Raw genomic sequence first — 18,423 nt, forward strand, 5'->3', positions numbered from 1 at the left:
TGCCCGATCTGCTCCCTGGAGGAGACATGTCCGACACGTCAGGCCGGCCGCGGTTGCGGGCCGGAGCAACGTTGCTCACCGCCTGCGCACTGCTGATGCCGATGTCGATCGCCACTGCCGTACCGCAGGGCGATCCTGCTGAGGAGGAACAGATGCCCATCTCGACGACGGTCCGCGGACAGGTCGTGGATGCCGATAGCGGCGAGCCGATCGAGGCGGCGTCGGTGCACGCCTCGCGCACGGACGTCGTCACCAGCTCCGGCGCCGACGGCGCCTTCGTGCTCGAGGAGGTGCCGGCGGACGCGGCACTGGTGATCGCGGCGCGGGAGGGCTACTCCTTCGCGTCCACCGCCGTCGATTCCTCCACTGAGGATTCCACCGTACGGCTCGAACTCGAACGCGACACCGATCCGGCACGCGATGAGTACCCGCGACCGGACGCCGATCGCCGCCCGTTCACCGATGACGCGTGGCTCTCCTTGAACGGCACGTGGTCCTTTGCCTTCGACCCCGAGGACGTCGGTGAGTCCGAAGAATGGTACGAACCCGACCAGGAGATGGATCGAGCCATCCGGGTGCCGTTCGCCTACCAGTCCTTGGCCGCCTGGGGCGAGGAAGAGCTGGCCACCAGCGAGACCTTCCTCAGTGCGTACGCCGACTACCAGGGCACCGTCTGGTACCAGCGCTCCTTCACCGTGCCAGAAAACTTCCCGAACGACGGCGCCGTCCGGTTGCGCATCGGCGCCGCGGACTACGGCGCCGCCGTCTGGCTGGACGGCGAGGAGGTCTTGCCCTACTCCGGAGACGGCTTCACCGAGATCAGTGCCGATCTGGGCAAGCTACGCCCGGGCTCGACCCACACCCTGGCCATCCGGGTCGAGGCGCCGTCCATCGACCGCGAGACCCCCTACCCGCAGGGGAAGCAGACCGGCGATCCGCCGATCGAGGGAGCGAGCGAGGGGTGGTTCAGCGACATCGGCGGGATCTGGCAGTCGGTCTGGATCGAGCCCTATCGCGGGGCGCGTCTGACGCAGACGCACGTCACACCCGAGCTGACCTTCGAGGGAGACTCTCGAACGCCGTCGGAAGCCTTCGTGACAATCGACGTGGCCGCCGAAGACGTCCGTGGACGGCCACCGGTGACCGTGACGATCACCGACCCGGACGGCGAGGTGGTGATCACCCGCGCCCGGGTCCATCTGGAGGACGGGCGCGGCAGTGTCCGCGTGCCGATCGAGAATCCGCACCTGTGGGATACCGATGACCCCGCGCTCTATACCGCCGACTTCCGGTTGCTGAATCAGGACGGGGTCCGGACCTCCTTCGGGATGCGCAGTATTGAGCGCAATTGGGCACCCGGACAGGACGGGGAGTACCAGTACATCTATCTGAACAATCGCCCGATCTACATCCGGGGCGTCCTCGATCAGGGGTACAACCCGTGGGGCCTGTACACCTACACCGGTGAGACGGCCGGTCCCGACTTGCAGACCGGCACCGAAGCCGAACCGGGCCGCGGATCCATGGCGATGGACCTGCAGAACGCCCGGGACCTCGGGTTCAACGTGGTCCGGCACCACCTCAAGGTCAACGAGCCCGCCTACTACCACCGCGCCGACCAGCTGGGCATGTTGATCTGGTACGACATGCCGAACTCCGGGTGGGGCTCACAGGGTGACCCGCAGGCCGAGGAGTTGTTCGAAGAGCTGCTGCGGAAGACCCTGAACCGGGACCACAACCACCCCTCGATCGTGATCTGGAGCGTCTTCAACGAGTCCTGGGGGCTGAACGAGCGCCCGTTCCAGGAACCGATCGCCACGGACGCCTTCGATTACGTGCGCGGGATGGTCGACGTGACCCGTGACCTCGATTCCTCCCGGCTCGTGGTCGACAACTCACCGTGCTGTCAGAACGGCCACCTGGAGGGGTCGACCGATCTGAACGACTTCCACTTCTATCTGGACACCTACGACGCATGGAAGAACCTGCTCGACGGGATCGTTCCACAGATCGAGCCGGGCTCGACCTGGAACTTCAACGACGGCGTCCAGGACGGGCAGCCGTGGCTGAACTCCGAGTTCGCGGTCAAGAGCGGACAGTTCCAGCACAGCGCCAGCTTGTTCCGCAGTTATCCGGAGATGACCGGGTACGTCGGTGTGCAGATCGCCGAAACCGAGCAGGAGGTGCAGAGCCCGTTCCGGTATGACCGCCAGCCCAACTCCCCGGAGTTCCTCGACCACGAGGGCAGGGCTCGCACGATTGAGATGTTCCAGCGCGACGACGCGATCTCCCTGATGACGCGGACCTCACACACCCTCGAACGCGGCGAGACCATCGACGTCCCGGTCCGGATCAGCCACTTCAGTGATCTCGACCTCGACGGTGCGCAGCTGCACTGGCGGATCGGTGGCTATCGCGACGACGGCAGCTGGGTGGGTGAAGCCGACAGCGGTTCGCAGCCGATCGACCCCGAGCGTTACACCGTGACCGACGCCGGCACAGTCTCGCTGACCACACCGGAGGAGTTGCGCGTCGGATACCTCTGGTTCTGGATCGAGGCCGACGGCGAGACCGCCGCTGAGCAGTACCTCACCTTCGACACACCTGTGCCCGCGAATGAGGAGGGGTTCTCACCCTCGGACGTTCTCGATCAGCAGTGGAGTGGTGGCGTGGCCGCACACGGCCAGGCCGACTGGGTGAGCGGCTACGGGCGCGGCTACTTCGACTACGAGGTGGCGGTGCCTGAGGAGGTCCGGACCGGGCAGGCCGGGGACGCGACGCTGGTCATGGAGGTGGCCTCCGCACAACCAGCTGGGAGGTTCGACCGCAACCACGTGACCAGCGCTCGCCGGTATCCGACGGACCTCACGGTCTCGGTCGATGGGCAGGAACTCTCCGCGATTCTTCTCCCGGACGATCCGAACGGTCCACTCGCACTCGCCGGACGCTCGCGGGGCACACCGGCCGGCGACTTCGGCAACCGCTACGGTTACCGCATCGCGGTCCCGATCACTGCTGACCAGCTCGGTGGGGACGAGACCGCCACGATCCGGCTCGCCAGCGACGGCGGCGGACTGTCCATCTTCGGCGCCAGGTCCGGCCGGCACGGCCAGCCACCGGTTCTGGTCAGCGGCGACGTCACGGTCACCGACGAACGGTCAGCCTATGAGCCGGTCGACACCCGGCTGTCGGTGTACCAGGCCGGTGCGCAGATCTCGCCCGAGACCGGCGCAGGGACGGTGATCGTCTCCGTCGTCAACGACACGGCGGAGACGATCGAGGACGTGAACGTCGATCTGGCCCCGCCCGCAGGGTGGACCAGCAGCGCCGAGGACCACAGCACCCTCGCCTCGCTCGCCCCCGGGGAAGGCCGGCACGTCGCCTTCACCGTGGCCAGTGACCAGGAGGTTGTGACCGGGGAGTCGGTGGACCTGACCGCGACCGCGAGCTGGGGTGACCACGCGATCCAGGATGTCTCGCCCTCAAGCGTCGCGTTCGATCCGACGGCGTATCCCGAGGTGGGTGTCAGCGACGACTTCGGTGCTGACACCAGTGCCGAGTACACGCCCTACCAGCCGCTGGCGAACCGGGGGCTGCCGGAGTTGACCATCGGTTCCGGGGTGCTCCGGACGCAGGCCGAGAGTCCGTACTTCGGGCTGTTCGCCCACGAATCCGGGCCGCAGAGTGATCAGGCGGTCGTCGTCGTCGAGCACGGCCGGTACGGCGCCAACGGCATCACACCGGACTCGCAGTTCATCGGGCTCATCAAGGATGAGCAGAACTACGTGATGGCCTGGACGGGTATCGGCGGTCAGCACGGTGTCGATGTGGTGATCGACGGTGAGCTGACGAATGCCTGCTGTACGCCCGGGCTGCTCTCCTCGGGCGACTCGTGGGCCTTCACCCTGGACGGGAACGCGATCGCCGTCTGGGTGGACCGTGGCCTCGGATGGACGCGGCTGCTGACCACCACGACCCAGGGCCGGGTCGACTTCACCGAACCGGGCGCACTGGACGGCTGGCGCTATGGCGTCGGCCTGCGCAGTGGCGGAGTTCAGGAGCTCAACCAGCTGGAGGGTCGCAGCCGGAGCAGCGACTGACTGGCCGTGGGGCCGGGACCGTCCCGGCCCCACCGGAGCGAGGAGAGTACATGGGCAGTGACCAGCGACTGACCGAGATCGAACTGATCGACATCGACGTCCGGTACCCGCGCACGATCGGCCGCAACGCACGCCTGGGCAGTCATGGCGCAGGGTTTCCCGCCAGGGTGGCCCGCGTGAGCACCAATACCGGCGCGAGCGGGTGGGGTGTGGTCGAGGGCAGGGCGGGGGAGCTGCAGCAGTGGGTGGGGTATCCGCTGGAGGAGCTCTTCGAGCCCTCCGTCGGACTGCTGGATCCCGCGGCGGCGCCACTGGACCTCGCCCTGCACGATCTGGCAGCGCGCGCCGCGGCGGTACCGGTGTTCGCGCTGCTCGGCGGGCGCGGTGAGCGGTCCGTTCCCTGCTACTCCGGCGCGATCTACTTCGACGATCTCGACCCTGAGGATGCACCCCGGGGCGTGAGCGCGGTGCTGGAGAACTGTGCGGCGGACTGGTCGTCGGGATACCGCGCCTTCAAGCTCAAGATCGGTCGCGGGAACCGCTGGATGGATCGTCAGGCCGGCTTCGTCCGGGACGTGGAGGTGACGCGTGCAGTGCGTGAGCACTACCCGGATGCCCGCCTGCTCGTCGACGTCAACGACGGGTACACCCCGGGCGAGACGATCGCGTTCCTGCGGGCCGTCGCGGACTGCGACCTGTACTGGATCGAAGAGCCGTTCCAGGAAGAGGCTGCCGGTCTTCTGGCCGTGCGGGACTACCTGCGCGAGAGCGGCTCGCGCGTGCTCATCGCCGACGGTGAGTGGCAACCGGAAGAAGACTCCTTGCTCGAGCTGGCTCGCTCCGGCCTCATCGACGTGCTGCTGATGGACGTCCTCACGTTCGGCCTGACGGCGTGGCGCCGCGTGATGCCGCAACTGGCACAGATGGGTGTTGCTGCTTCACCCCATGCGTGGGGGCAGCCGCTGAAGACCGCGTATGCAGCCCAGCTGGCAACGGGCCTGGGCAATGTGGAGGTTGTCGAGGGAGTCCCCGGTGGCACGGGTGGGGTCGACGCCAGTGCCTACCGTCTGGACGGCGGGAGCATCGTGGTGCCGGACCAGCCCGGTTTCGGTCTCACCCTGACCGGATGAGACCGATGCCCGCCCCCAGATCCGGCGCGCATGGCGAAGCGAGCAGGTAGCGTGACCGGGTGACCGCGGACCCCAAGGCGCCCAGGCCCCGGCTGACGGACGTCGCCGAGATCGCGGGCGTGTCGATGAAGACGGTCTCGAACGTCATCAACGGCTACGTGCACGTCACCGAGGCTACGCGGCAGCGTGTGCAGGCGGCCATCGACGAAGTCGGCTACCGGCCGAATCTCTCGGCACGCAACCTGGCGCGCGGCCGCGCCGGCGTGATCGCCCTCGTGGTGCCGCGGTTGGAGATGCCGTATTTCGCCTCGCTCGCAGGGCGGGTGATCGAGAAGGCCGAGGCGCGGGGGTGGTTCGTCCTCATCCACGAGACCGGGGGAGAACTCGCCGCCGAGCGCGCCGCCCTGGAGGGACACTTCCCGCAGCGGATCGACGGTCTGATCGTCAGCGCCCAACACCTGACCCCCGACGACGTGCGCGCCCGGACCGACGGGACTCCATTGGTGCTGCTCGGTGAGCAGGACTATCGCCACGTGGCCGACCACGTCGCGATCGACAACGTCGCGGCCTCGCGTGCCGCTGTGGAGCACCTGATCGCACAGGGGTGCCGCAGGATCGCGATGGTCGGTGCCCGCCCGGAGGCCCTCGATGACCCTCGCGCCGAAGGCTACCGCCAGGCGCTGATAGCAGCTGGACTGCCCATCGACGGCATGCTCATGCGCCCCATTCACGGCAACCTCGGTGAAGAGGGCGAGCGAGCGACCCAGCGACTGCTGGCGGAGATCACCCATCCGCCGGACGGGCTGTTCGCCGTCACCGACTGGGTCGCGCTCGGTGCGATCCGCGCCCTGCAACTGGCCGGCCTGCGCGTGCCGGAAGACGTCGCGGTCGTCGGTTTTGACGACATCCCCTACGCACGCGCCGTCACGCCGTCGTTGACCACGATCGCACCGGATCGCTCCGCGATCGCGGAGCTCGCGCTTCGAATGCTGGAGGCCCAGTCAGCCTCGGGTGAGGCCGAGCCGATGGACGAGAGCGTTCCGTTCGAGCTGGTCGTACGCGAGTCGAGTGCCCGCCGCGCGAGTCCAGGCCGGCCTTCTGCCTGACCGCAGCGCCACGGGTGCGCCACTGTGCGGCACGATGGTGCCGCAGACTGCCGGAGCCGTGTCGATTGCGCCACGGTATGCGGTGATGGGCCCAGCCGGCCTCCCAGGGTCGACGTCAGTCCTCCTGTGCCGCGCCCCAGCCGTGCCATCGGTCCAACTCGACCAGTACGCTCACGCGGGCACGATCACGCACCGGGTACGGGTTGCCCCCGTAGTGGCGCGACAGCCGATCGATGTCGACGAGCTCCTCGTCGTCATGAATCTCGACCACACGACCCTGCACGCTGACATGCGTGTACCAGTTGTCCTCGGCGATCGCGGTGAGGGAGACGTGCGGGTTGGAGCGCAGGTGCTTGAGCCGCGCCCGGCCCGCGTCCAGGTTCAGCAGCAGCCGCCCATCCTCCTCGATGAGGTACCAGGTCGCCACCGAGACCGGGTAGCCGTCCGGGTGAACGGTCGCCATGACCGCCGGGTTGGGCCGGCGCAGCAGCTCGAGGGCCTTCTCGCTCAGTGGCGTGCGGGGCATCAGCGCCACCGCATGGTCATCACGAACCCGATCATCATCAGACCGAAGCCGACCGCCAGGTTCCAGGACCCGATGCCGGGGATGGGACCGCCGGACTGCCAGATGTAGGTGGTGACCACCCACACGAGCCCGAGGATCATCAGCGTGAGCATCGTGGGAGCCCACCAACTCGGGTTGGCTTTCGGCGCCGCCGGCTCTGGCGGCGGCGTGTAGCTGGGCTTCTTGCGGGACTTCGACTCAGGCATGCTGGAGATCTCCTCGTGACGTCTGGGGCCAATCCTACGGGCAGAACTCAGGCGACGCGTAGAACTCAGGCGACGCGGCGGAACAGCGCGAACCCGTCCCAGCCCTTGGAGCCGACTGTCTGCAGCGCGGTGCCGTCCAGGCGTGGGTCGCCGGCCGCGAGAGCCAGCGCTTCCCGCAAACCGCGTACACCGGGGTCATCGGCTGAGTCAGGGTCGGCCACTCGTCCGGAGCGGACCACATTGTCGAGCACAATGAGACTACCGGGCCGGGTCAGCTCCAGGGCAGCCCGCAGGTAGGTGGCATTGCTGGGTTTGTCAGCGTCGATGAACACCAGATCGAAGGGTTCCTGACCGGTGTCGATGAGTCGTTGGGCACTGTCCGCCGCGGGACCGAGCATGATGTCGACGACGTCACCCACCCCGGCGCGGTCGAGGTTGCGCCGTGCGACGGCCGCGTTCTGCTCCGAGACCTCCAGCGTGACCACGCGCCCGCCCGGTCCGACAGCACGAGCGAGCCAGATCGTGCTGTATCCGGCCAGGGTGCCCAGCTCCAGCACGCGGTGTGCCCCGATGGCGGTGGCGAGCATAGCCAGCAGCTTGCCCTGATTGGGGGCGACCGCGGCTCCCGGCATCGTGGTCTCGGCGGCAGCCTCACGGGCCGAGACGAGGGCGTCGTCTTCGTCGACCAGCGTGGCCACCAGGTAGTCGTCGACGGCGATCTGTGCTTCGGTGCTCATAGGCCCATCGTGACACGCATGATCGACGGGCGCTCAGGTGTGCGGACACCCGACCGGGCGTGGCCTGTCCGTGACCAGGATGCCCACCTATGCTGGAACCATGAGCGCACGCGGCACGGACGCTCACCGGACCGGCATCTCGCTGGGGGTGGGCGTCGTCGGCGTGCTCGCAGGGCTGTTGTTCGCCACGAATGCTTCCCTGTTTGCGGATCAGCAGGGCCGTCAGCCGACCGACTTCGAGGATCTGGTGCGTTCCGAGGCTTCACGCCTGGACGAGACCAACGCCCGGTACCAGGCGCTCGACGATGAGGTGAACCGGCTGCTGGCGCAGGAGTCGGAGGCCGGCAGTGCCGAGACCATCACCCCGGAGATGCGGTTCGCGGCCGGGCGCACGGCGGCGACCGGATCGGGCGTCACGGTGTCGTTGTCGGACTCCCCGCTCATTCACGACGTGCCTGAGGGATTCAGCGCGGACGCCCTCCTCGTCCATCAGCAGGACCTCGAGGGCGTCATCAACGCGCTGTGGTCCGGGGGTGCCGAGGCGATCACCGTGCAGGGCCACCGGCTGGGACCGCTGACGAAGATCCGCTGCGTAGGCAACGTGCTGCTGGTGGACGGAAATGTCTACTCCCCGCCGTATGTCATCTCCGCCATCGGGGAAACTGACGCGCTGCGTGCCGGGCTCGACCAGTCTGCCGCCGTACGTGTCTACCGCGAGTATGTGGACCAGGTGAGCCTGGGATACTCGGTGGTGGACGAGGATCAGCTTGAGATGCCGAGGATCGAGGGGGGCCTTTCCATGGAGTACGCACGGTTACCGGGTGAAGAACCGATTAGCTGGCAACAGCCGACGCCGGACCAGAGAGACGGAGACAACTCATGAGCCGTCTGGACGAGATCGCCCAGGAACAGCAGGAGGAAGCGGCACGAGTGGCTCGTCGTCAACAGGCCAAGCGGCCCCGCCCTACCGTGGGTGCCCGGATCGTCGGCGGGATCGGGGAACTGCTGATCACCGCCGGTCTGCTGCTCGGTCTCTTCGTGGTCTGGCAGCTCTGGTGGACCGACGTCGAAGGCGCGCGCGAAGCCGGCGATGCTGTCTCGGAGTTCACCGAGGGACTCGACGTGGAGATCCCCGAGGTTGCCGGTGAGGAGCGTACCGAGGAGCCCCCGCCGGAGCCGGAGCCGGTGGAGCTCTCCGGTGACACCTTCGCAGCCTTGTGGGTGCCCGACTGGGGGCTCGACTACCGGTGGCCGATCGCCGAGGGTGTATCACGCGATAGCGTGCTCGACGCCGGCATGGTCGGTCACTATCCGGACACGGCGATGCCGGGTCAGGTCGGCAACTTCTCGGTGGCGGGCCACCGCCAGACGTATGGGCGGCCGTTCTTCCACATCGACACTCTCGCCGCCGGCGACTCGATCATCGTGCAGACCCACACGGCCTGGTACGTCTACAAGGTGACCGAGCACGCGATCGTGCAGCCCACCGAGGTGGACGTGATCGCGCCGGTTCCTGGTGAACCCGGTGTGGAGCCGGGCGCGGCGATGCTGACGCTGACGACCTGCCACCCGTTGTGGTCGACCGCCGAGCGCTACATCGTGCACGCCGAGCTGGACCACTGGATCCCGCTCGAGGACGGTATGCCTGCTGAACTGTTGGAGGACTCCTGATGTACGCGGCAATCTGGCGGATCCTGCCCGGGCCGAAGGCCGTGAAGGCGCTGCTGTCCCTGATCCTCGTGGCTGCGGTGGTGGCGGTGCTGTTCCTGTGGGTCTTCCCCGCCGTTGCTCCCTACATGCCGTTCAACGATCAGACGGTCGGGGCGTCCTGATGCCCCGCGTGCTTGTCGTGGACAACTACGACAGCTTCGTCTACACGATCGTGGGCTACCTGCAGCAGTTGGCGGCGGAGACCGTGGTGCTGCGCAACGACGATCCGGCGCTCGCCGAGGCGGACGTGCTTGACGGCTACGACGGCGTACTCGTCTCACCCGGACCGGGGACGCCGAAGGAGGCGGGTGAGTCGTTGCGGGTCATCGAGCGCTGCGCCGACGCGGGTCTGCCGATGCTCGGTGTGTGCCTCGGCCACCAGGCGCTCGGGGAGCTCTTCGGCGGTGTGGTGACCCACTCACCCGAACTCATGCACGGCAAGACCTCCGAGGTCTCCCATGACGGCGTCGGCGTCTTCGCCGGCCTTCCGTCACCGTTCACGGCCACGCGCTACCATTCCCTGGCGGTCCAGGCGGACACAGTCCCCGCGGAGCTCGACGTCACCGCGACGACGGCCAACGCCATCGTCATGGGACTCCAGCACCGCACGCTGCCATTGCATGGCGTGCAGTTCCACCCGGAGTCGGTGCTCACCGAGGGTGGGCACCGGTTGCTGGCGAACTGGCTCGCGGTGACCGGGGACGAGACGGCCGTGGAGCGCTCAGCGGGGATGGCTCCGCTCGTCGCGCGCTGACCAAGTGACGTCAGCCGCTGGTTACCTCACCGAGTTGCCCGTCGCGGCCCGTCGGCATGCACTCGAACGGGCCACATCTGGCAACTCGCCGAGGGGAGTATCAGTCGCCTGAGTTCTCGCCGTTCGGGTCGCCTGAGGCGTCCGCACCGTCGGTTCCCGCTCCCGCGTCGGGGCTGCCGCTGGTGTCGCCGCCGCTGTCGGCCCCGTCGGTCGCGTCATCGCTGTCTGCACCGGCATCGTCAGTGGGGTCGTTCGTCGGTTCCTCGGTGGGTTCCTCAGTCGGCTCGGGTGCCGGGATGGAGACGACCAGCTCGACCTCGGAGTCGATCGGGATGGTCCCCTCACGGCTCTGGCTCAGCACCCGTCCCGGTGTGCCGTCGTCCTCCTGCTCGGTCACCCGCCAGCTCAGACCCAGCTCGCGCAGTGTGTTCTGCGCCTGCTCCAGATCCTGATCGGTGAGGTCCTCCAGCACCACATTGCCGGTGCCGACGACGATCACGATCGCACCGTCCGCCGGATGTTCGGTCTGGGCCGCCGGATCGGTCTCGATCACCTCGTCCTCCTCGACCTCCGGTTCGTCGCGGGTCTGCACGCTGAAGTTGGCGGCGTCGAATCCCGCGTCCACCAACTCCTGCCGGGCCTGTTCCTGCGTGAGGCCGGAGACATCCGGGATGGTGAATGAATCCGGACCGGCCGAGAACACCACGGTGACAGGACTCCCGGCCTCGACCATCGTGTCTGTCTCGGGCGACCAGGAGAGCGCCTCCCCGGCCGGAACCTCATCGCTGGCCTCGGGGTCGCCGACCACGAGCTCGAGCCCGTCCTCGCCCTCGACCGGGAGGCCCTCCTCATCCACGGGTACCGTCTCGGCCAGGGTCGTACGCGCTTCGTCCTGCGTCATTCCGGCCAGGTCTGGTACTGCCACCTGCGGCGGGGCCTCGGGCTCGGCCGGTGGCCGGTTCAGCAGCAGCAGCACGATGGCGACGGCGGCGATCACCCCGATCGTCGCAAGAATCCAGATGAGTGCCTTGTTGGAGCGCGGTTCGTCCTCCTCGGCCGGCTCGGCGCGGGCGTCCCTCCGGCTCGGCGGCGGTTCGGCGCCCATCCCGCCGAGCACCTGTGTGGCACCAGCCGCGCCCGCGGCGGCACCGGCGAGCGCGCCGACGGCCGGCGCGCGGACCACACCGTCGGAGACGGCAGCGTCCAGGTCGGAACGGAACTCGGCTGCCGAGGAGTACCGCTGGTCACGGTCCTTGGCGAGCGACTTCATGACGATCCGGTCAAGAGTCTCCGGGATGTCCGAGGCGAGACTGCTCGGCGGCCGAGCGTCCTCGCTCACGTGCTGGTAGGCCACGGACACCGCTGAATCGCCGGTGAACGGCGGCTGCCCGGTGAGCAGCTCATACAGCAGGCAGCCGGTGGAGTAGAGGTCGGAGCGGGCGTCGACCACCTCGCCGCGCGCCTGTTCCGGGGAGAGGTACTGTGCGGTGCCGACCACGGCCTGGGTCTGCGTCATGGTGGCAGCCGAGTCGGCCATGGCGCGGGCGATGCCGAAATCCATCACCTTCACCGCGCCGGTGGGGGTGAGCATGACGTTAGCCGGTTTGATGTCGCGGTGGACGATCCCAGCGTGGTGGGAGTACTCCAAGGCGGCCAGGACACCTTGGGTGATCTCGACCGCCTCGTCGAGGGGAAGCGCGGACCCATCCCGCAGCAGGTCGCGGACGGTGTGGCCCTCGACATACTCCATCACGATGAACGGGATGGTCGTCTCCGTGCCGTCGGAGCCGGTGATCGTCTCGTCCCCGGTGTCGTAGACCGACACGATCGCCGGGTGATTGAGCGATGCCGCGGACTGCGCTTCACGCTGGAACCTGGTGTGGAAGCTGGGGTCCCGGGCGAGGTCGGAACGCAGCACCTTGATGGCCACGGACCGGCCGAGCCGGTTGTCCTTGCCGATGAACACCTCGGCCATGCCGCCACGGCCGATCGGCTCACCGATCTCGTAGCGACCGGCGAGGACCCGGGGAACGTCGTTGGCCACTTAGCGTTCCTTCACTCTCTCGGCTGGGGACTCAGGCCGTTGCACGGGCCGGACCAGGAGGGTCACGACAGCTGCTGACGGCGTTGCTGCAGCGCCCAGCCTACTGAACAACAGCACCAGCAGCGTCGTCAGCACCACAGCCGCGACCACCAGAGCGATCCACCGCCCTGTCCGGCCCAGCCGGTCGAGCAGCCCGGCCGGGCCGTGTCGCGGACTGCCGTGAGCACTCCCGTGGGCGCCGGAACGCAGATCGCGACGGGTCAGTGGATCGCCCGTCACCGACGACCGCGATCGGTTCTGCGGAGGTTCGTGCTGTGCCGAGGCCGGGCGATCGGAGACCGGGCCATCGGCCGCCGCCGCAGCCGAGTTGCCCGGTGGGGCCACGCGCTGACCGGCGCCCTCGCTGCCGGCCACCGGCCGCCATCGGGGCGGGGCCAGGTCGTCCTCGTGGGAGTCTGCCTCACCGCGCCCGCTCGCCTCAGAGTTGCCTGAGGAGGTGTGGCGCGCACGTGCCGCGACGAGCGGATTCTGCCGGGCAGCCTCGGCCAGAGTACGGCGATGCTCACCGGTCGTCGTGGCCGGATCCCCTCGGTGCGACACCGGCGCGTGGGCCGAAGCGGCACCTGCGGAACCCTTGTCCCGGGCCGGGTCACGGGTCGAGGCAGCATCCGCCGTCGGGCCGGGGTTCTCCCGCAACCGGGAATCTGAGGACGTTCCCCGGGCGGGCGTGCCCGGGGCGTCCTGCGGCGCCATCGGCGCCTGAATCGGAAGGGGTGCGGCGACGGCGGTCGCCGGCGGTTCGTCGCGGGTGTCGTCCGCGAGCGGTACCCGCAGCGACTCCGTCAAGGTCTCCAACGCGCGCGCCAGGGACGCCGCTGACCGGGGCCGCTGTTCGGGATCCTTGGCCAGCATCTGCAGCACGATCTCCTGGACGCGTTCGTCCAGGTGAGAGGGCAGCGGCGGCACCGGCTGGTTCACGTGAGCGAAGGCGATGTCCACCTGCGATGAGCCCGTGAACGGCCGCCGGCCGGCCAGCGCCTCGAAGGCGACAACGCCGAGGGCATAGATGTCGCCAGCGCCGGTGGCTGCACGACCCATGGCCTGCTCGGGTGGCAGGTACTGGGCGGTGCCCATGACCATCCCGGCCGCGGTCATCGGTGCTTGGTTCGCCCCGAGGGAGATCCCGAAGTCGGTGATCTTCACGTAGCCGTCACGCGTGAGCAGGATGTTGGAGGGCTTCACGTCTCGATGCACCACCCCGGCCATGTGTGCGGTGTGCAGGGCGCGCGCGGTCTGAGCCAGGATCGGCAGCACCTGCGCCGGTTCCAGTGTGCGCTCGCGTCGCAGCAGGTCTTCCAGGGACTCCCCGATCACCAGCTCCATGATCAGGTAACCGGCACCGCGCTGCTCCCCGTAGTCGTACATCGCGGCGATGTTCTGGTGCGAGAGAGCGGCCGAGTTGCGTGCCTCGGTGCGCAACCGCTGCAGGAAATGCGTATCGCCGGCGAACTCCGCCCGCAGCACCTTGGCGGCCACATGACGGCGCAGGTGCAGGTCCGTAGCGACCCAGATCTCTCCCATGCCACCGGTGGCGAGCCGTTCGGTCAGCTCGTACCGTTCCCCGAGCAGTAGTCCGGCCGTGGGTGTCATTCGGCCAGCACCGCCTGGATGATCTGCCGTGCCACCGGTGCCGCGACGGACGCCCCGGTGCCCTCCTCGCCGTACGCTCCGCCGTCCTCGACCACGACGGCCACGGCGATCTGCGGGTCGTCCGCCGGGGCGAAGGCGGTGAACCACGCGTCCGGGGCGACGTCCTCATCCGAGCCGGTCTCCGCCGTCCCGGTCTTGCCCGCCACCTGGACTCCGGAGATCTGCGCGGGCGATCCGGTCCCGTTGGCGACGACGTTGACCATCAGGTCCCGCATCGTCGCGGCGGTGCTCGCCGAGATCGGTTCGGCGAAGACCTCCGGCTCAGTCCGCGCCGTCACCTGCAGGTCCGGTCCCCGTTCGGTGGCGATCAGATACGGGCGCATGACGTCGCCATCGTTGGCCACTGCCGCCGAGACCATGGCCATCTGCAACGGCGTGACTCGCACGTCGAACTGCCCGATCGCGCTCATCGCGGTCTGCGCGGGGTCCGGGTCGGCAGGGAAGCGGCTCGGGGTGACCGACATCGGCACATCGAGCGGCTCCCCGAAACCGAAGGCCTCCGCTTGCTCGCGCAGGGCGTCGTCACCGTGCTCGACGGCGAGCATCGCGAAGGGCGTATTGCACGAGACCTGCAGGGCGTACTCGAGCGTCACGGTCTCCCCGCCGCACGTACCGCCTCCAGGGTTGCGCAGCATCGTGTCCTGAGTGCCGGGTAGCAGGTACTCCGTGGGGGCCTCGATCTCGGTCTCGGGGTCGTAGTCGCCCGTCTCGAGCAGCATCGCCAGGTCGATCAGCTTGAAGGTCGAGCCCGGTGCGTACAGGTTGCCGCCGATGGTGCGGTTGAACAGCGGGTCGCCCTCGTCTTCCAGCAGCCCTGTGTAGGCGGCGTCCGCGTCGGCACTGGAGTGGGCGGCAAGGGCGTTCGGGTCGTAACTCGGGCGGGAGACCATCGCCAGGATCGCTCCCGTGCGCGGGTCGATCGCCACCGCTGCACCCCTGCGTCCATCGAGCGCGTCCCAGGCGGCCTGCTGCGCGGCCGGGTCGATGGTCAGCTCCACCGATCCGCCACCCTGCTCGGCACCGGTGAACAGGGTCCGCACCCGGGAGAGCAGCAGCGAGTCGTCCGTACCGTTGAGCACGGTGTGCGCGGCACGTTCCATGCCGGTGGCCTGATAGAGCCCGTACCAGCCGGTGACCGGGGCGTACAGCGGACCGTCGGCGTAGACGCGCTGGAACCCGAACGGGTCGTCGACCGGCTCGGAGTAGGCGACCGGCTCACCAGCGACGACGATCGGGCCACGATCCTGACCGTGGTCGCGGTACAGCGTGCGCACATTCCGTGAGTCGGCGTTCAGGGACGACGCCTGGAAGTACTGCACCCAGGTGGCGCCGCCCATGAGGGCCACGAACATGAGGATCACGAGTACCGAGAGCCGGCGAAGTGGTGCGTTCATGGGCGCTCGACCACCTCGGTGTGCTGGTCATCGTCGTCGTCTTGATCGTGGGCGTCGTTCGCGGGCACACGGGGGACGTCGTCGGCGGTGTCGTACACCGCGGCGGAGGTGCCACCTCGACGGCGAGGGCGAGCTGCGCCGTCGGGACCCTTGCCTGTGCCCTCGTTCTGGGTACTCAGGGCGATCCGCGCGGTCTCGGCGCCGACCACTTCCCCGCCTCCCTCGGCGGCTGGGCGGCGGGAGGAGTCCGAGATGCGCACGAGAAGGCCGATGATGATCCAGTTCGCGACGAGGGAGGATCCGCCGGCCGCCATGAACGGCATGGTCAGCCCCGTCAGCGGGATGAGGCGCGTGACACCACCGACGACGACGAAGCACTGGAACGCCAGGGTGAACGCGAGCCCGGAGGCGAGGAGCTTGCCGAAACCGTCGCGGACCCCGATCGCCATCCGTAGACCGCGCTGGGCGAGCACGAGATAGATCAGCAGGATCGCGATCAACCCGGTGAGGCCGAGCTCCTCGCCGAGGGCGGAGACGATGAAGTCCGAGTTCGCGTGGGTGGTCAGATGCGGGAAGCCCTCCCCCCAGCCGGCGCCCATGAGACCACCGAGCGCCAGCCCGAAGAGGCCGCGCACCAGCTGCCCGGAGCCGCCGAACTCCCGGTTGTAGATGTCGCTGTCGAGGGCGTTGAGCCAGATGTCGAAACGATCGGCCACGTGCGGAAACAGATTGACCGCGAGCAAGGCGCCGGCGGCGAACATCAGCAGGCCGATGATGATCCAGCTCGCGCGTTCGGTGGCGACGTAGAGCATCGCGACGAACAAACCGAAGAAGAGCAGTGAGGTGCCCAGGTCCCGCTCCACCACGAGCACGCCGATCGCGACCGCCCACGCCAGCAGCAGCGGGCCGAGGTCGCGGACCCGGGGGAGCTGCAAGCCGAGGATCTTCGGGCCGGCGAGAGTGAGGACGTCCCGGTTGGTCACCAGGTATCCGGCGAAGAAGATGGCCAGCAGGATCTTGGCGATCTCGGCCGGCTGGAAGGAGAGCGGGCCCACCTCGATCCACAGCTGAGCTCCGTTGCGGTTGACTCCCAGACCGGGCGTCATCGGGAGCACCAGCAGCACCAGCCCGGCCACCATCGCGGTGAACGTGTAGCGGCGCAGCGTGCGGTGGTCACGCAGGGCGATGATCACGGCGGCGGCGAGCACCGCCCCCAGGGCCGTCCACATCAGCTGGCGGGGGCCGGCGGCGAAGGGGATCCCACGGGCCGTCATGCCGATGTCGATGCGGTGGATGATCGCCAGGCCGATACCGTTCAGCGCGAGCACCAGCGGCACGAGAAGGGGGTCGGCGTAGCGGGCACGCCAGCGCACCACCAGGTGCAGCACCACCGCCACCCCGGCGAGGATGAGCGCGTACCGGCCGAAGTCCTCGGGCAGGGCGTCACCGGTGTTCAGGCCCACCAGGGCATACCCGCCCACCCCCAGGGCGACGGCGAGCAGCAGCAGCCACACCTCGGCCGCTCGACCGGTGCGGATTCTGCTCGGTGCCACGGTCGCCATCAGGTGAGCACCGCCGTCAGGGGGGTGGTTTCGGGGCCCGGGCTTCCCGGACGGGGTGCGCCGGTGCCGGTAGCGGTGGGATCCGGTGAGGGGTCGTCCGTCGGGGGGCCCGATGGATCCTCACCCGGGTCGTCGCTGGGTTCCTCGGCCGGCGGTGCGGTCGGGTCCTGCGGAAGCTGGTCACGTAGGCCGGAAACGATCTCCTCCGCGTCGGCCAAACTGGTGGCCGCGATGTGGGCCTCAACCCGGGCGCGTGCAAAGGTGGGCAGATCGGCCAGCGGGACGTCGGTCACCTCATGGACCTCGGAGAGGGCGATCGGCCCCAGCTCCTGCGGGATGCCCTGGTAGATCACCACGTTCTCACCGTCGGTAGCCACGTAGTACTGGGTCTGCGACCACCGGTAGCCGATGGTGGCGGCGCCGGCGATCAGGGCGAGCAGTACTACGGTGGTGATCCCCCAGCGCAGCAGCTTGCGGATCGCAGGTTCGGGCGGGTCGAGCTCGGCGAGGGCGTCGCGTTCGGTGCGTCCGACGTCGTCGGTGCCATCCTCGGTGCTCTGAGCCTGGCGAGCCATGGCCGCGGCACGTGCCGCCGCACCCGTTCCACCCCGTGTGGGACGCTCCCGGTCCACGGCGGCGGCGCCGACGATCTGCGGGGCCATCTCCGGCAGATCGGTGGCGTCGACCACATCGGCGATGACGACGGTGATGTTGTCCGGTCCGCCGGTACGGAGGGCGAGGTCGACGAGTGCATCCGCGCACCGGCCCGGGTCGGTGTACTCGCGCAGGCAATCGGCGATGGTGTCGGTGGAGACGTAGGAGGACAATCCGTCCGAGCACAGCAGCCAGCGGTCACCGATCCGCGCCTCGCGCACGGACTCGTCCAAGGTCGGCGCGTCAGGGTCGTCCCCGAGTACCCGCAACAGCACCGACCGTTGTGGGTGGTGCTCGGCTTCTTCCTCGGTCAGCTGACCGGTCGTGACGAGGTGGTGGACGAGCGTGTGGTCCTCGGTCACCTGGGTGAGACCGTTCTCGCGCAAGAGGTAGGCACGGGAGTCGCCGACGTGGACCATGCCCATCTTCCTGCCCGAACGCAGCAGCGCGATGACGGTGGTGCCGAGCCCGTGGAGCTCGGGCCGGTCGCCGGTGTAGTCGAGCAGGTCGGAGTGTGCCGCAGAGATGGCCCGGCGCAGTTGGTCGAGCAGATCGTCGCCGCCGTGCGCCTCACCATCGAGAGCGGCCAGATGGGCTACCGCGACCGATGAGGCGATGTCTCCGCCGGCTGGTCCGCCCATCCCGTCGGCGAGCACGAGTAGCTGGGGCCCGGCGTACCCGGAGTCCTGGTTGACGGTGCGGACCAGCCCCACGTCGGAGCGGGCCGCGTACCTGAGTGCGACGGACACTG

Annotated in this window: 15 protein-coding genes; 7 read left to right on the top strand and 8 right to left on the bottom strand. The window is 68.7% G+C overall.

The window, feature by feature from the left end; genetic code table 11:
* Positions 1 to 26: 26 nt before the first annotated feature.
* Genes FV560_RS02640 through FV560_RS02650 form a run of 3 tightly spaced genes read left to right on the top strand, consistent with a single transcriptional unit; the run spans position 27 to position 6,336 of the window.
* Positions 27 to 4,100 (top strand): glycoside hydrolase family 2 TIM barrel-domain containing protein, encoded by a 4,074-nt coding sequence (locus tag FV560_RS02640; protein WP_159618954.1) that lies wholly within the window; start codon positions 27 to 29, stop codon positions 4,098 to 4,100.
* 50 nt (positions 4,101 to 4,150) lie between these two features.
* Complete coding sequence (locus FV560_RS02645) at positions 4,151 to 5,230, top strand: enolase C-terminal domain-like protein (protein ID WP_159618956.1); 1,080 nt, start codon at positions 4,151 to 4,153, stop codon at positions 5,228 to 5,230.
* 59 nt (positions 5,231 to 5,289) lie between these two features.
* Positions 5,290 to 6,336 carry a LacI family DNA-binding transcriptional regulator gene (locus FV560_RS02650; protein ID WP_200837495.1) on the top strand — a complete coding sequence of 349 codons (1,047 nt, stop codon included), beginning with the start codon at positions 5,290 to 5,292 and terminating at the stop codon, positions 6,334 to 6,336.
* Between the two features lie 115 nt (positions 6,337 to 6,451).
* Here FV560_RS02650 and FV560_RS02655 read toward each other — a convergent pair whose 3' ends face one another.
* The 3 genes from FV560_RS02655 to FV560_RS02665 form a co-directional block, all read right to left on the bottom strand.
* Entirely contained in the window at positions 6,452 to 6,862 is a 411-nt protein-coding gene (locus FV560_RS02655) for a TIGR03618 family F420-dependent PPOX class oxidoreductase (RefSeq protein ID WP_159618958.1), read from the bottom strand.
* The gene (locus tag FV560_RS02660) at positions 6,862 to 7,107 is read right to left on the bottom strand and encodes a cell division protein CrgA (RefSeq protein WP_159618960.1); all 246 of its coding nucleotides are present in this window, start codon (positions 7,105 to 7,107) and stop codon (positions 6,862 to 6,864) included. The genes FV560_RS02655 and FV560_RS02660 overlap by 1 nt, the downstream gene beginning before the upstream one ends.
* A gap of 65 nt (positions 7,108 to 7,172) precedes the next feature.
* Complete coding sequence (locus FV560_RS02665; RefSeq protein WP_159618962.1) at positions 7,173 to 7,844, bottom strand: O-methyltransferase; 672 nt, start codon at positions 7,842 to 7,844, stop codon at positions 7,173 to 7,175.
* 100 nt (positions 7,845 to 7,944) lie between these two features.
* Here FV560_RS02665 and FV560_RS02670 point away from each other — a divergent pair, with 100 nt between their 5' ends.
* From FV560_RS02670 to FV560_RS02680, 4 genes are read left to right on the top strand one after another with little or no spacing between them, the layout of a single operon-like run.
* Positions 7,945 to 8,727: a DUF881 domain-containing protein gene (locus FV560_RS02670; protein ID WP_159618964.1), complete on the top strand. Its 783-nt coding sequence runs from the start codon at positions 7,945 to 7,947 to the stop codon at positions 8,725 to 8,727.
* Entirely contained in the window at positions 8,724 to 9,515 is a 792-nt protein-coding gene (locus FV560_RS02675; RefSeq protein WP_159618966.1) for a class E sortase, read from the top strand. Before FV560_RS02670 ends, FV560_RS02675 begins: the two co-directional genes overlap by 4 nt.
* On the top strand, positions 9,515 to 9,676 hold the full coding sequence (locus FV560_RS20035) for a hypothetical protein (RefSeq protein WP_200837496.1): 162 nt from the start codon (positions 9,515 to 9,517) through the stop codon (positions 9,674 to 9,676). The genes FV560_RS02675 and FV560_RS20035 overlap by 1 nt, the downstream gene beginning before the upstream one ends.
* The gene (locus FV560_RS02680; RefSeq protein ID WP_159618968.1) at positions 9,676 to 10,308 is read left to right on the top strand and encodes an aminodeoxychorismate/anthranilate synthase component II; all 633 of its coding nucleotides are present in this window, start codon (positions 9,676 to 9,678) and stop codon (positions 10,306 to 10,308) included. The genes FV560_RS20035 and FV560_RS02680 overlap by 1 nt, the downstream gene beginning before the upstream one ends.
* Before the next feature lie 100 nt (positions 10,309 to 10,408).
* Here the strand turns inward: FV560_RS02680 and pknB are convergent, their stop codons facing one another.
* The 5 genes from pknB to FV560_RS02705 are packed head-to-tail and all read right to left on the bottom strand — an operon-like array spanning position 10,409 to position 18,421.
* Positions 10,409 to 12,352 (bottom strand): Stk1 family PASTA domain-containing Ser/Thr kinase, encoded by a 1,944-nt coding sequence (gene pknB / locus FV560_RS02685; protein WP_159618970.1) that lies wholly within the window; start codon positions 12,350 to 12,352, stop codon positions 10,409 to 10,411.
* Complete coding sequence (locus tag FV560_RS02690; RefSeq protein ID WP_159618972.1) at positions 12,353 to 14,002, bottom strand: serine/threonine-protein kinase; 1,650 nt, start codon at positions 14,000 to 14,002, stop codon at positions 12,353 to 12,355.
* A complete protein-coding gene (locus FV560_RS02695; RefSeq protein ID WP_159618974.1) occupies positions 13,999 to 15,456 on the bottom strand; it encodes a peptidoglycan D,D-transpeptidase FtsI family protein in 1,458 nt (485 codons plus the stop codon). Before FV560_RS02695 ends, FV560_RS02690 begins: the two co-directional genes overlap by 4 nt.
* On the bottom strand, positions 15,453 to 17,018 hold the full coding sequence (locus FV560_RS02700; RefSeq protein WP_159618976.1) for an FtsW/RodA/SpoVE family cell cycle protein: 1,566 nt from the start codon (positions 17,016 to 17,018) through the stop codon (positions 15,453 to 15,455). Before FV560_RS02700 ends, FV560_RS02695 begins: the two co-directional genes overlap by 4 nt.
* Complete coding sequence (locus FV560_RS02705) at positions 17,018 to 18,421, bottom strand: PP2C family protein-serine/threonine phosphatase (protein ID WP_159618978.1); 1,404 nt, start codon at positions 18,419 to 18,421, stop codon at positions 17,018 to 17,020. The genes FV560_RS02700 and FV560_RS02705 overlap by 1 nt, the downstream gene beginning before the upstream one ends.
* Between the last annotated feature and the right edge of the window lie 2 nt (positions 18,422 to 18,423).

The sequence above is a fragment of the Ruania rhizosphaerae genome, assembly GCF_009805705.1.
Taxonomy (GTDB): Bacteria; Actinomycetota; Actinomycetes; order Actinomycetales; family Beutenbergiaceae; genus Ruania; species Ruania rhizosphaerae.